General features: G+C 33.9%; 11 protein-coding genes and 1 riboswitch. All 11 genes read left to right on the top strand.

The window, feature by feature from the left end; genetic code table 11:
- Positions 1 to 14 precede the first annotated feature (14 nt).
- Positions 15 to 698 carry a ClpP family protease gene (locus tag V7056_RS03755; protein WP_499699518.1) on the top strand — a complete coding sequence of 228 codons (684 nt, stop codon included), beginning with the start codon at positions 15 to 17 and terminating at the stop codon, positions 696 to 698.
- Positions 695 to 907 (top strand): YlzJ-like family protein, encoded by a 213-nt coding sequence (locus tag V7056_RS03750; protein ID WP_464958691.1) that lies wholly within the window; start codon positions 695 to 697, stop codon positions 905 to 907. The genes V7056_RS03755 and V7056_RS03750 overlap by 4 nt, the downstream gene beginning before the upstream one ends.
- Positions 908 to 1030: 123 nt before the next feature.
- Positions 1031 to 3409 carry a DNA translocase FtsK gene (locus V7056_RS03745; protein WP_499699423.1) on the top strand — a complete coding sequence of 793 codons (2379 nt, stop codon included), beginning with the start codon at positions 1031 to 1033 and terminating at the stop codon, positions 3407 to 3409.
- Positions 3410 to 3468: 59 nt separating this feature from the next.
- A riboswitch (purine riboswitch) is annotated at positions 3469 to 3570 on the top strand.
- A gap of 257 nt (positions 3571 to 3827) precedes the next feature.
- On the top strand, positions 3828 to 4553 hold the full coding sequence (locus tag V7056_RS03740; RefSeq protein ID WP_087998492.1) for a GntR family transcriptional regulator: 726 nt from the start codon (positions 3828 to 3830) through the stop codon (positions 4551 to 4553).
- 158 nt (positions 4554 to 4711) lie between these two features.
- The gene (locus tag V7056_RS03735; RefSeq protein ID WP_499699421.1) at positions 4712 to 5809 is read left to right on the top strand and encodes a BMP family lipoprotein; all 1098 of its coding nucleotides are present in this window, start codon (positions 4712 to 4714) and stop codon (positions 5807 to 5809) included.
- Between the two features lie 274 nt (positions 5810 to 6083).
- Positions 6084 to 7607, top strand: a complete 1524-nt coding sequence (locus V7056_RS03730) for an ABC transporter ATP-binding protein (RefSeq protein ID WP_499699419.1) — start codon at positions 6084 to 6086, stop codon at positions 7605 to 7607.
- On the top strand, positions 7604 to 8683 hold the full coding sequence (locus V7056_RS03725) for an ABC transporter permease (RefSeq protein WP_499699417.1): 1080 nt from the start codon (positions 7604 to 7606) through the stop codon (positions 8681 to 8683). The genes V7056_RS03730 and V7056_RS03725 overlap by 4 nt, the downstream gene beginning before the upstream one ends.
- A gap of 4 nt (positions 8684 to 8687) precedes the next feature.
- On the top strand, positions 8688 to 9635 hold the full coding sequence (locus tag V7056_RS03720) for an ABC transporter permease (RefSeq protein WP_499699415.1): 948 nt from the start codon (positions 8688 to 8690) through the stop codon (positions 9633 to 9635).
- A gap of 279 nt (positions 9636 to 9914) precedes the next feature.
- Positions 9915 to 11192 (top strand): EF-P 5-aminopentanol modification-associated protein YfmF, encoded by a 1278-nt coding sequence (gene yfmF / locus V7056_RS03715; RefSeq protein WP_499699413.1) that lies wholly within the window; start codon positions 9915 to 9917, stop codon positions 11190 to 11192.
- Entirely contained in the window at positions 11192 to 12475 is a 1284-nt protein-coding gene (gene yfmH / locus V7056_RS03710; RefSeq protein ID WP_499699411.1) for an EF-P 5-aminopentanol modification-associated protein YfmH, read from the top strand. The genes yfmF and yfmH overlap by 1 nt, the downstream gene beginning before the upstream one ends.
- 174 nt (positions 12476 to 12649) lie before the next feature.
- Complete coding sequence (gene ymfI, locus V7056_RS03705; protein ID WP_499699409.1) at positions 12650 to 13384, top strand: elongation factor P 5-aminopentanone reductase; 735 nt, start codon at positions 12650 to 12652, stop codon at positions 13382 to 13384.
- The last annotated feature ends 71 nt before the right edge of the window (positions 13385 to 13455 follow it).

The raw sequence follows: 13455 nt of genomic DNA, 5'->3' as shown, positions 1-13455 counted from the left end.
ATGATCAAAAAGAAATGAGTATTGTTGAGAAAATTCAGCAGCTTGGTCAAACAAATGTACCAACTTCAAATGATTCAAAAATACATTGTTTAACAATTATTGGTCAAATTGAAGGTCATGTTGCACTTCCACCACAAAATAAAACAACAAAATATGAGCATTTAATTCCACAATTGGTTGCTATTGAGCAAAATCCAAAAATCGAAGGATTATTAATTGTTTTAAATACAGTTGGAGGTGATGTTGAAGCTGGACTTGCTATTTCAGAAATGGTAGCTTCTTTAACGAAACCATCAGTTTCAATTGTTTTAGGTGGAGGTCATAGTATCGGGGTTCCGATAGCTGTTAGTACGGACTATTCATTTATTGCTGAGACAGCTACGATGACGATCCATCCTATTCGATTAACTGGACTTGTGATCGGAGTGCCTCAAACATTCGAGTATCTGGATAAAATGCAAGAAAGGGTTACTGGATTTGTTACAAAGCATTCAAAGATTACCGATGAACGTTTTAAAGAATTAATGTTTACAAAAGGAAATCTTACACGAGATATAGGTTCCAATGTAGTAGGTATAGACGCTGTGAAATATGGTTTAATTGACGATGTTGGTGGCATTGGGCAAGCATTACAAAAACTTCAAGAATTAATAGATGAAAGAAAAGAAAAATCGAATAAAGAGGAGAATGCTTTTTGATTCTTTATACAATTATGCCACTTGAATCTATTTATCCTATTGATCAACAAGAATATACTCAGCAGCAATATATGGAATACAACGGAGTACCAATGCTAGTGGATAGTGTTGGTGGCAGTTCGTTTGAAATTAGAAGAATTGTTAGTACAGATCCCGAACATTATATGCAATATGAGCCAGGACAACGAATATTCATCCTACCAACTTAAGGTAAATGTTAACAATACATGGTAAACATATGTTCTGATATGTTATAATAAATTCAATTTAAGAAAGCAGCCAAATGGCTGCTTTCTTTGGCGAATCTGCATTCTTAGATGGGGGTGAAATACATGGCAAAACAAAAACAACAAAAATCAAAAGCTCGAAAAGTAACTAGTGGTTCTGGATCAATATGGTATGAAATTAGCGGTCTACTATTCATAGCACTATCTATCATTACAATTTTAAAATTAGGCATTGTAGGGAAATCATTTGTCCTATTCCTTCGATTCTTCTTCGGTGAATGGTATATGCTAAGTTTTTTATTTATTATCGGCTTATCTGCTTATAGTATAATTTACCGAAAAAGGCCACCTTTTATATCGAGTATAACGATGGGCGGCTTATTAATCTTCTTTAGTATACTGATGTTTAGTCATGTTACTCTATTTGATTTACTAGCAAAAGGTAACCAATTTAAAGATCAATCTGTTCTAAAGAGTACATTTGATTTATTTATGATTGAGGCAAAAGGTCAAATTAGTACAGTCGATCTTGGTGGCGGAATGATTGGTGCAATATTATTTGCTATTTTATATTTCCTATTTGATCGCACTGGGGCTATATTATTTGGAGTCATTGCAATAGTAGCTGGTATTTTATTTATTACTGGGAAACCACTTGGTGGGTATCTTTATCAATACATTGTGCCAAAGCTTAGAAATGTAATATCAGATATTTTCAAAGATTTCCGTAATTTTTGGAAGCGTGAGCGTGAACCTAAAACAACAGGTAGAAGAGCAACTGCAAAACAAAAAAGGAAAGCTAATCAAGAACAAATAGAAGATGAAACGATTCAACCCTCTAATACGGTCAATAGAGATATAGAAATTGCCGGTATTTATGAGGAGGAAGTACTTGAGGAACCAAAGAAAATTCAAATTGAATACTCACCTACATATCAACCGAATGTTAATGTAAAAGAACAAGTAATTGCAACTGTTAATTCTTCTACTAGTACCGAAGACGATGACAATTCTATCGATATTCCGGTTGCAGAAGTCGGGATGGATGAGAAAGTAGATTATGTATTACCATCAATGGAGTTACTTGCATTTCCTAAAGGTGTTAAAAAGAGAGAAAATGAATCTAAGCTAAAAGAAAATGCGGACAAGCTAGAGCGAACATTCCAGAGCTTTGGTGTAAAAGCCAATGTAACGAAAGTTCATCATGGTCCAGCAGTTACAAAATATGAAGTATATCCTGAGGCTGGAGTAAAGGTAAGTAGAATTGTCAATTTAAGTGATGATTTGGCACTTGCCCTAGCAGCGAAAGATATTCGAATAGAAGCTCCAATTCCCGGGAAGTCAGCTGTCGGAATAGAAGTTCCCAATACAAACATTACAACAGTGTTGCTCCGTGAAGTGCTTGAAGCGAAAAACCCTAAACTTCAAAATCCTCTAGCAGTATCACTTGGAAAAGATATTGCTGGTGAAGCTGTATTTGCAGAATTGAATAAAATGCCACATTTACTAGTTGCTGGTGCAACAGGTAGTGGGAAAAGTGTATGTATTAACGGGATTATCGTAAGTATTTTAATGAATGCAAAACCTTCAGAAGTAAAATTGATGTTAATCGATCCAAAGATGGTTGAACTAAATGTTTATAATGGGATCCCACATTTATTGACACCAGTTGTTACAAATCCGAAAAAAGCATCTCAAGCGCTTCGAAAAGTTGTAAGTGAAATGGAAAGACGATATGAGTTATTTTCTCATACAGGTACAAGAAACATTGAGGCTTATAATGAATTAATACGTCAAAATAACAATATGGTGGATGCGAAACAACCACTAATACCATTTATTGTCGTTATTGTAGATGAGCTTGCAGATTTGATGATGGTAGCTTCTAGTGATGTAGAAGATTCAATTACTCGTTTAGCACAAATGGCCCGAGCGGCTGGAATTCATTTAATTATTGCAACACAAAGACCATCAGTTGATGTCATTACAGGTATTATTAAAGCGAATATTCCTTCCCGAATTGCCTTTAGTGTCTCCTCACAAACCGATTCAAGAACCATTTTAGATTCAGGTGGTGCGGAGAAGCTTTTAGGTAGAGGGGATATGCTTTATCAACCGATCGGAGCTTCCAAACCGATTCGTGTACAAGGTGCTTTTTTATCAGATGATGAAGTTGAGCGTGTTGTAGAATTTACAATTTCTCAGCAAAAAGCACAATACCAAGAGGAAATGATGGTAAAAGAAGAGAAGGATGGAAAGACTGAAGTAGATGATGAACTGTATAATGAAGCAGTTGAATTAGTTACAAATATGCAATCTGCATCAGTTTCTTTACTTCAAAGAAGATTTCGAATTGGTTATACAAGAGCAGCGAGATTAATTGATGCTATGGAAGATAATGGAATTGTTGGTCCTTATGAAGGCAGTAAACCAAGAGAGGTATTAATTAGCAAACCAGCAGAAGATGAACAAGCGTCATCATAATCTTTTGAAAATTTGCTCGAACTTTATTGACAGTTTTAGACAAGAAATGCTATTATTTTCTTCAGATAGATGTAAGTCCTCATATAAATTCGACATTATGGGTCGAAAGTTTCTACATTGCAACCGGTATTTGCAATACTATGGGGAAAAAGCATTATTATGGAGAAAATGATATCGTATACTAGAATCATTGACTCTTATAATCTAGCTTTTTCACTGTGTGAAACTGGAGGATTATAAGAGTCTTTTTTATGTGTAATAAAGGTGAATTTTTACATTTCGACAAATGTAGTAAAGCGTTTACAAAAAATATACAGAAAGTATTGAAAAGATTTAAAAATAACAGTATAGTAAAGAAGGATTACACGACAGAGGTCTAACAACTGATGTCTGAAATCCAAAGTTTGGGGGATGGAACATGAAAATTAAAACAGACTCCAGGTTACTCTATCTCCAAGTGATGGATCGAATAAAACAAGATATAGATAATGGAATTTATTTGCCACATCATAAGTTACCTTCAGAGTATGAGTTATCTAAGATATTTGGAGTAAGTAGAGCTACGTTGCGAGAAGCATTAAGGGTATTAGAAGAAGAAAATATTTTGGTTCGAAGACATGGAGTAGGTACTTTTGTAAAACCAAAACCAATCTTTAGGACAGGCATCGAACAATTGAATAGTGTTTCAGAAATGATTGTTGATGCAGGTAAGGAGCCGGGTACAATCTTTTTATCTTCTAAACTATTAGTTCCTACTAAAGAAGATTTAAATAATTTCAATATTACTGAAGATGATCGTATTCACGTCGTTGAACGTATACGTACTGCTAATGAGGAACCGGTTGTTTATTGTATAGATAAATTACCTACAAATTATTTCAAACAAGTACCTTCATTTGAAGATCATTCATTTTTTTCATATATCAAAAAAGTGACAGGTCGAAACATAGAATACTCAAGTGCAAGAATTGAACCAATTGGTTATCACGATAAAGTATCACCTTTACTACAGTGTGAACCAGAAGTATCACTTTTATTAATTGAACAGCTACATTTTGATGATTTAAACCGAGCTGTACTACATTCTTACAATTATTTTAGAGCGGATCAGTTTAGTTTTAACGTCTTACGTAAAAGAAATTAACTGCATATACAAAAGTAATTTTAGAGAAAATAAAACAGGCTGGTATTTCTAAAAAAAACTGAAAATTTCATAAAAAAATTATTAGGGAGGTGGATCGTTAAGTAAACGATTATATACCAAGCTAGTACAAATGTAAATAAATTTAAGGGGGCAAATTTATGAAGTTGAAAAAAGCTGGTCTTATTCTTTCAATGGCTTTAGCTGCAGGTACTATTTTAGGCGCTTGTGGTAAAGATGGAGGAAAAGATGTAGAAGGCGCATTTAAAGTAGGTATGGTAACAGACTCAGGTACAATTGACGATAAGTCATTTAACCAAGGTACTTGGGAAGGTATTAAAGCTGGAGCAAAAGATTTAGACTTCAATGCGAAAAAAGATACAAAATACTTAAAGCCAACTGGAAGTACTGAAGCTGACTACTTAAAAGAAATTGGAAACTTAAACGATGCTGGTTTCAAATTCATCGTAACACCTGGTTTCAAATTCGAAACAGCAATTTTTAAAGCGCAAGATAAATATAAAGATGACAAATTCGTTATCATCGATGGAACTCCACACGCTGGTGATTTCAAACCTGTAGTTAAAGATAACACAGTTTCAATTTTCTTCGCTGAGCATGAAGCTGGTTACTTAGCTGGTATTGCAACTGCAGTTCAATTAAAAACTGGTGATGTAGGATTTATTGGTGGTATGGAAATTCCTGCAGTTCAAAAATTCAACTGGGGATTCCAACAAGGTGTTAAATATGCAAACGAAAACCTTGGAACTAGTATCTCTTTAAAAGCTCAAAACGTAATTTATCAAGGAAGCTTTGATAACGTAGCTGCTGGGCAACAAATTGCTGCTCAAATGTATGACCGTGGCGTTAAAGCGATCTTCACTGCTGCTGGTGGTGTAGGTATTGGTGCAATCACAGAATCTAAAGCTCGTGCAAAAGCTGGTAAAGAAGCATGGGTTATCGGTGTAGACGTTGACCAATATTCTGAAGGTATTTATGAAGGCGACAAATCAACAATCTTAACTTCTGCTATGAAGGATGTTTCTAAAGCAGCTTCTGATATGATGAAAGCTGAAAAAGACGGAAAATTCCCTGGTGGACAAACTTTAATTTTCGATGCTAAAAACGATGGTATTGGTTTACCAAAAGAAAATCCAAACTTAAGTGAAGATACTTTAGCTAAAGTTGAAGATGTATTTGGAAAAATTAAGTCTGGTGAAATCGTTGTAGCAAGTGAAAAAGGCGATTTAATCAAGTAATTTTAAGTATGATACGATTCATTGAATAGTTTAAAGAAGAAGCATAAGGAAAGGAATTATACCTTTTTGTATGCTTCTTCTACAACTTTCAAGGAACATCATGCCTTAATCAAATGTAAGCACTTAATATGGTAAAACTTACTTTTGATTAGGGCATGAGTAGTGGGTGAGTGAGAGACCCTCCCTAAAAAATATAAATAGGTAAATATTTCGAACTCAAATAAAAACGTATTAGTGAATAAATGATTTCGTAATATAAAAAAGGAGGAAAATTATGGAATATGTAGTGGAAATGTTAAATATAACAAAAGAATTTCCTGGAATTATAGCGAATGACAATATTACACTACGATTAAAAAAAGGTGAAGTTCACGCTCTATTAGGAGAAAATGGAGCTGGAAAATCAACCTTAATGTCCGTCCTTTTTGGTATGTATACTCCTGAAAAAGGTACGATCAAAGTCAGAGGGAAAGAAGTTAAAATCGCGAACCCAAATGTTGCAAATGAACTTGGAATCGGAATGGTTCATCAGCATTTTAAACTTGTAGCCAACTTTACAGTTACTGAAAATATTATTTTAGGTCTTGAGCCAAAAAAAGGTCTAGTAATTGATATTAAAACTGCAGCTAAACGTATTGAGGAATTATCTAAAACTTATGGTTTAAACGTAGACCCATATGCGAAAATTGAAGACATTTCTGTTGGTATGCAACAAAGGGTAGAAATTTTGAAAACGTTATATCGTAATGCAGAAGTTTTAATCTTAGATGAACCAACAGCTGTACTTACGCCTCAAGAAATTCAAGAATTAATGAACATTATTAAAAATTTAATTAATGAAGGCAAATCAATCATTATCATTACACATAAATTAAAAGAAATTAAAGCTGTTGCTGATCAATGTACTGTTATTCGTCACGGTAAATATATCGGTACAGTAGATGTAAAACAAACTTCTGAGTCTGAAATGGCATCTATGATGGTCGGACGTCAGGTATCTTTTAAAGTTGATAAACAAGCTGCAACTCCTGGTGAAGTTGTACTTGATGTAAATAACTTAAGTGTTAAAAATAACAAAAAAGTACTTGGTCTCAAAAATGCTTCACTTCAAGTACGTGCAGGTGAAATTGTTGGTATTGCTGGTGTAGAAGGCAATGGTCAATCTGAACTTGTAGAAGCGATTACAGGTTTAAGACCGATTGAAGAAGGATCGATTCTTCTAAAAGGACAAGATATAACAAAAAATAGTATTCGTGAACGAATTCATAATGGAATTGCACATATCCCAGAAGATAGACAAAAAAGAGGTCTTGTTTTGGAATATACGATTGAAGAAAATGTTGTTTTAGAAATTTATAATCAAGAGCCATATTCTAAATTTGGTATTTTAGATAAAGCTGCAATCGCGAAGCATGCAAAGAAAATTATTGAAGAGTTTGACGTTCGGTCAGGTGAAGGAGCTAAAACAGTTGTAGAATCAATGTCTGGTGGTAATCAGCAAAAAGCAATTATTGGACGAGAAATTGAGCTTCAACCAGAATTATTAATTGCATGTCAACCGACTCGTGGATTAGATGTAGGTTCAATCGAGTACATTCATAAAAGATTAATTGAACAAAGAGATAGTGGAAAAGCAGTTCTACTGATTTCTTTAGAGCTTGATGAAGTCTTAAATCTTTCTGACCGTATTGCAATTGTAAATGGTGGGGAAATCATTGATATTGTTGATGCGAAAAATACGAATGAAGATGAATTAGGACTTATGATGGCAGGTATAAAGAGAGGTGAAGGGGCATGAAAAAGGACGGAATCATTTCTTTAATTGCCATTTTATTAGGATTAATTGCTGGTGCAATATTAATTGCAGTAACTGGTAATGATCCAATTGAAGGATTTACGTATTTATTCCAAGGTGGGTTACAGAATTCTGAACGTATCGGTAATACATTAGCTACAGCTACACCATTAATTTTAGCAGGTCTTTCTGTTGCATTCGCATTTAGAACTGGTCTATTTAATATCGGTGCTGCTGGACAAATGTTATTTGGTGGATTTTGTGCAACTGCTGTTGGATTGACATTTGATTTACCATCAATCCTTATGATTCCTTTAATGGTTATCGTTGGATTTTTAGCAGGGGCATTATGGGCATTTATCCCAGGACTGTTAAAAGCAAAATTTAATGTACATGAAGTAGTTTCTACAATCATGATGAACTGGATTGCCTATTGGACAATTTACTATTTAGTTCCTCAGTATTTTAAAGGTAATACTGAAACTGAATCAAAAAATCTTGCAGATAGTGCTACACTAAAAATTAACTGGTTATCTGATCTATTCGGAGGATCATATATAAACCTTGGTTTATTTATTGCTGTTATCATGGTAATTGTTATTGCATTTATCATTAATCGTACCGTACTAGGTTATGAATTAAAAGCAGTAGGTTATAATCGCAGTGCTGCAGAATATGCAGGTATTTCTGTAAATCGTAACGTAATCTTATCAATGATGATTTCAGGTGGATTAGCCGGACTGGCAGGGGTTGTTCAATTTACAGGTAATGCTACAACAATTCAAATTGGTATTTTACCATCTGTAGGTTTTGATGGAATTGCTGTTGCATTATTAGGTATGAATACACCAATCGGTGTTTTCTTCTCAGCAATTTTCTTTGGTCTTTTATATTCTGGTAAAGGATTTATGAGTGCAATGACTGCAATTCCACCAGAGATTGCTGATGTTATTATTGCAATCATTATTTATTTCGCTGCGACTAGTGTTTTAATTAAAAAAGTAACGGATTACTTCGGAAAGAAACGTAAGTATAAAAAAGAAGCAGTTGAAAGCAATGTTGGAGAGAAGGTGAAATAAGGCAATGGATACTATCATACAAATTTTCCCATATGCGATTGCCTATACGATTCCTTTATTAATCGTAGCGTTAGGTGGACTATTTTCTGAGCGAAGCGGTGTTGTAAATATCGGATTAGAAGGTCTAATGGTTGTTGGTGGCTTTGCAAGTGCATTAACAATTTCAAAATTACAAGAAACAAACCCGGGAGAACCTTGGGTCATCTGGGTAGGTCTATTAGTAGCAGTTCTTGCAGGTGCCTTATTCTCATTATTACATGCATTTGCTAGTATTAATCTAAATGCAGACCAAGTTATTAGTGGAATTGCAATCAATATGATTGCAGGTGCATTAACAGTATTCTTAGCTAGAAATTTAACTGGATCAGGTAATATTCGTGTGAACGGGATGGATCGTGGAGATGTTCCTTTCTTAAGTGATATCCCAATAATCGGTGACCTTTTCTTTAAAAATGCTTACGCAACAACTTGGTTAGTATTACTTATTTTAATCGTTAGTACTTTTGTTATATATAAAACAAGATTTGGTTTACGTTTACGTGCATGTGGTGAATATCCTCAAGCAGCAGATGCAGCTGGTATTAATGTTTATCGCATTCGTTATTTAGGCGTTATCATTTCTGGTGCATTTTCAGGCTTAGGGGGAGCAATCATTTTAGTAACATATTCTGGTGAGTTTACTGGAAGCGTTGCTGGATTAGGTTTCCTTGCGATCGCCGCTTTAATCTTTGGTCAATGGAAGCCATTAGGTATTCTTGCAGCTACATTATTCTTTGGTATAGCAACTACAGTAGCAAACGTTTCGCAAGTAATTCCAAGCTTGGCAGAAATTCCACCATTAGCATTAAAATTATTCCCATACGTAGTAACTCTTATTGCGTTAGTTATCTTCTCTAAATCATCTCAAGCACCAAAATCTGTTGGTGTTGCTTATGAAAAAGGGAAACGTTAATACAATATCTTTTCAGAAGCTTCCTATCAGTAGGAAGCTTCTTTTTTTTGAATGTAAATTTTGGAAGGATACACTTGTAGTTTTCATTTCTAAGTTAATCCGAATAAATTCACTCTAACTCAGTCAAAAAGGGATCGTCATTCTTCAGGAACCAATACTTTAATTTTAGAAATTTGGGTAAACTAAGCAGTAGGTTTTATTTTTGGTAAAATTAGAGATACAATGAAGATATTGGAAATATGTATAAATAAACACTTTTTGACTAAGGAGGGTTTTTAAGTGAATTTGCTACAGTATAAAAACAGTGAAATAAATGGGATTAAGCTACATGTCATCACAACAGAAAAATTTAAAACAAATTCGATCACATTAAAAGTTCGAGGAAAGCTTGAAGAAGATACAATTTCTTACAGAGGTATCTTACCTTATGTATTACAAAGTGGAACTCAGGAACTTCCTACAAATGGTGAAATTCGTAGAAAGCTTGAAGAATTATATGGAGCAACGTTTTTTGTAGATGTCTCAAAAAAAGGTGACTCTCATGTCATGTCTTTTTCCATTGATATTGCAAATGAAAAATACCTTTCAAATCAAAGTGCATTATTAAATGAAGCAATTGCTCTTATATCATCAATCTGGCAAAAACCTTATTTGGAAAATGGAAGCTTTTCTTCAAAGCATCTTGAAACTCAAAAGCGTAGTCAAATCCAACGCATTCAATCAATTAATGATGATAAACTTAAATATGCAAATCAGCGTCTAGTAGAAGAAATGTTTAAAAATGATCCGTATGCTTTACTAGCGAATGGTAAAACAGAAGCGGTTAAATCAATTACTGCAGAAGAGCTTTATCAATATTATCAAACTTCATTACAGCAGGATTTAATTGATTTATATATCGTTGGGGATGTTTCATTCGAACAATGCCAAGCGCTTGTAGAGGAAAACTTCAAAAATACGAGTGTTGAACAAAAAGGTTTCGATACGGTTAAAGCCAGTGCAATTGAATCTCCACAAGAAATTATCGAAGAGCAAAAATTAAATCAAGCAAAATTACATATCGGATATACAACAGGTGTATCAATACAAGATCCTGAGTATTTTGCTCTGCAAGTATTTAACGGATTATTTGGTGGATATTCGCATTCTAAGTTATTTATTAATGTTCGTGAAAAAAATAGCTTAGCTTATTATGCAGCATCACGATTTGAGAGCCATAAATCAATTTTAATGGTGATGTCAGGTATTGCGAATGAAAATTACGAAAAAGCAACGACGATTATTGCCGAGCAGCTAGAGGAAATGCGAAAAGGTAATTTCACAGAGGATGAAATTGCACAAACAAAATTAGTCATAAAAAATAGTCTATTAGAAGGTATGGATACTGCTTATGGAATTATCGAAACACTATTTAATGATCACGCAGGCGGTAATGAACGTGCAATAGAAGAATGGATACCTGCTATTGAAAAAGTTACAAAAGAAGAAATCATTCAAGTTGCAAATAAAATCAAACTTCATACAACATATTTCTTAAAAGGTCAGGAGGGAGCATAATGGAAAAGCAATATTTTGAACAACTAAATGAAACTCTATATTTTGAGGAGATGGGCAATGGATTAAAAGTCTATATTCTCCCTAAAGAAGGGTATAACAAAACTTATGCTACCTTTACGACCAAGTATGGTTCAATTGATTCTGAATTTATCCCACTTGGTAAAGATGAGAAGTTAGTTGTTCCAGACGGAATTGCTCATTTTTTAGAGCATAAGCTTTTCGAGAAAAAAGATGGAGACGTTTTCCAAGTTTTTAGTAAACAAGGGGCATCTTCTAATGCATTTACAAGCTTTACAAGAACTGCATATTTATTTTCAGCAACGAATAATGTTGACCAAAATTTAATTACTTTATTAGACTTTGTGCAAGATCCATATTTCTCCGATCAAAGCGTTGAAAAAGAAAAAGGCATCATTGGTCAGGAAATTAAAATGTACGAAGATAATCCAGACTGGAGACAATACTTTGGAATGATTGCTTCTCTATACGGAAAACATCCGGTTAGAACAGACATTGCCGGAACTGTAGAATCTATTTCTAACATTACAAAAGAATTATTATACACTTGCTATGAAACGTTCTACCATCCAAGTAATATGCTATTTTTCGTCGTAGGACCTGTTGATCCTGAAAAAACAATGATACTCATTAAAGAAAACCAAAACAAAAAAACATTTAAAGATGCAAATGAAATAAAAAGGTTCTTCCCAGAAGAAACAGCAAGTTCAGCAGAAAAGAAGAAAGTGTTACATATGAATGTTCAATCTTCTAAAGTATTAGTTGGGGTAAAGGATTTTCATGCACCGAAAAAAGGTTCAGAACTATTGAAACATGAGTTGACTGTTTCTCTATTACTCGATTATTTATTCGGAAAAGGATCAAATACGTATCAAGAAATGTATGAAGAAGGCCTAATAGATGACACGTTCTCATATGATTACTCTGCAGAGAATGGATTTGCATTTGCCATCATCGGTGGTGATTCAACCTCACCAGAAAAACTATCAGCAAAAATTAAAGAAGTCCTATTAGACGCAAATACACTTCAATGGGAAAAAGAAATCGTAGATCGAGTTGTGAAAAAGAAAATAGGTGGCTTTTTACGTTCACTCAATTCACCAGAATATATCGCAAATCAATTTACAAGATATGCATTCTTAGATATGAATTTATTTGAGATCGTAAGTGTGCTACAATCTATTACAGTAGAGGACTTAAAATCAAGTGTTAGTCATTTAATAAATGAAGACTATATGAGTGAATTCTTCGTACTTCCTCATTAAACTAGAAGGCATCCTTTATAGGATGCCTTTTATTTGAAAAGCGGAGGCGACTGTTCAAAAGGTGGTTTTTGCCTTTGAGTTTGATTTACAATGAGCTTTTGGTAGTAAAACAATAAGTTCATATGTCCCTATTGGTATTCAATTTATAGAAGTCTTACAATTGGAGAATATAAAATGAGAAAAAGAATTTTGGTTGTTGGGGCAAGTGGAGATATAGGACTAGCGATATCTCAAAAATGTATTGAAGAAAATTACGATTTGATTGCACATTACAATCGGAATGATCAAAGTGTCAAAATGTTAGTAGAACTAGCAAAAGAGAATGAAGTTGATTGTCAAATTGTCCAAGCGGATTTATCAAGTGAACTAGGTGTTAGTGATTTGCTATCAAAAATAGATAGTCACTCAAAAATAGATTCAATTATTTATGCGTCCGGCCAATCTATTTTTGGGTTAATAACCGATGCTAGCGATGATGAAATTGATAAAATGACGCAATTACATATTAAAAGCTTGATTAAACTAGTTAATCATTTTATTCCAGAAATGGTTTCAAAAAAAACAGGTAGTATTGTAGTTATTTCTTCTATTTGGGGACAAATTGGCGCATCGTGTGAAGTTTTATATTCTACTACAAAAGGTGCTCAAAATGCTTATGTAATGGCATTAGCAAAAGAGCTAGGACCAAGTGGGATTCGTGTGAACGCTGTTGCACCTGGTGCTGTAAAAACGAATATGTTACAGACATTTAGTGAGGAAGAATTACAAAGTATTGCAGACGAAATTCCATTAAATAGATTAGCTACTCCAAACGAAATAGCCAATTCCGCTCTATTTCTTATTTCCGAACAATCTTCCTATATAACTGGTCAGATTCTAGGAGTAAATGGTGGATGGCACACTGCCTAGTAAATTAAAGCCTTGAAAGTTTGCTAATTCACATATTTTACCTTTTCTATTAGGGTAAAATCGTTTATTAT

Source organism: Bacillus sp. JJ664, from assembly GCF_036962205.1.
In the GTDB taxonomy this organism is placed as follows: Bacteria; Bacillota; Bacilli; order Bacillales; family Bacillaceae_G; genus Gottfriedia.
The sequence above is the reverse complement of the archived record's forward strand: the minus strand, read 5'-3'. Positions and strand labels throughout refer to the sequence as shown.

Excerpts from the sequence above, each read along its gene's own strand:
- V7056_RS03755 (WP_499699518.1), top strand. The coding sequence starts at position 15 with ATGAGTATTGTTGAGAAAATTCAGCAGCTTGGTCAAACAAATGTACCA.
- V7056_RS03745 (WP_499699423.1), top strand. The coding sequence starts at position 1,031 with ATGGCAAAACAAAAACAACAAAAATCAAAAGCTCGAAAAGTAACTAGT.
- V7056_RS03740 (WP_087998492.1), top strand. The coding sequence starts at position 3,828 with ATGAAAATTAAAACAGACTCCAGGTTACTCTATCTCCAAGTGATGGAT.
- V7056_RS03735 (WP_499699421.1), top strand. The coding sequence starts at position 4,712 with ATGAAGTTGAAAAAAGCTGGTCTTATTCTTTCAATGGCTTTAGCTGCA.
- V7056_RS03730 (WP_499699419.1), top strand. The coding sequence starts at position 6,084 with ATGGAATATGTAGTGGAAATGTTAAATATAACAAAAGAATTTCCTGGA.
- V7056_RS03725 (WP_499699417.1), top strand. The coding sequence starts at position 7,604 with ATGAAAAAGGACGGAATCATTTCTTTAATTGCCATTTTATTAGGATTA.
- V7056_RS03720 (WP_499699415.1), top strand. The coding sequence starts at position 8,688 with ATGGATACTATCATACAAATTTTCCCATATGCGATTGCCTATACGATT.
- yfmH (WP_499699411.1), top strand. The coding sequence starts at position 11,192 with ATGGAAAAGCAATATTTTGAACAACTAAATGAAACTCTATATTTTGAG.
- ymfI (WP_499699409.1), top strand. The coding sequence starts at position 12,650 with ATGAGAAAAAGAATTTTGGTTGTTGGGGCAAGTGGAGATATAGGACTA.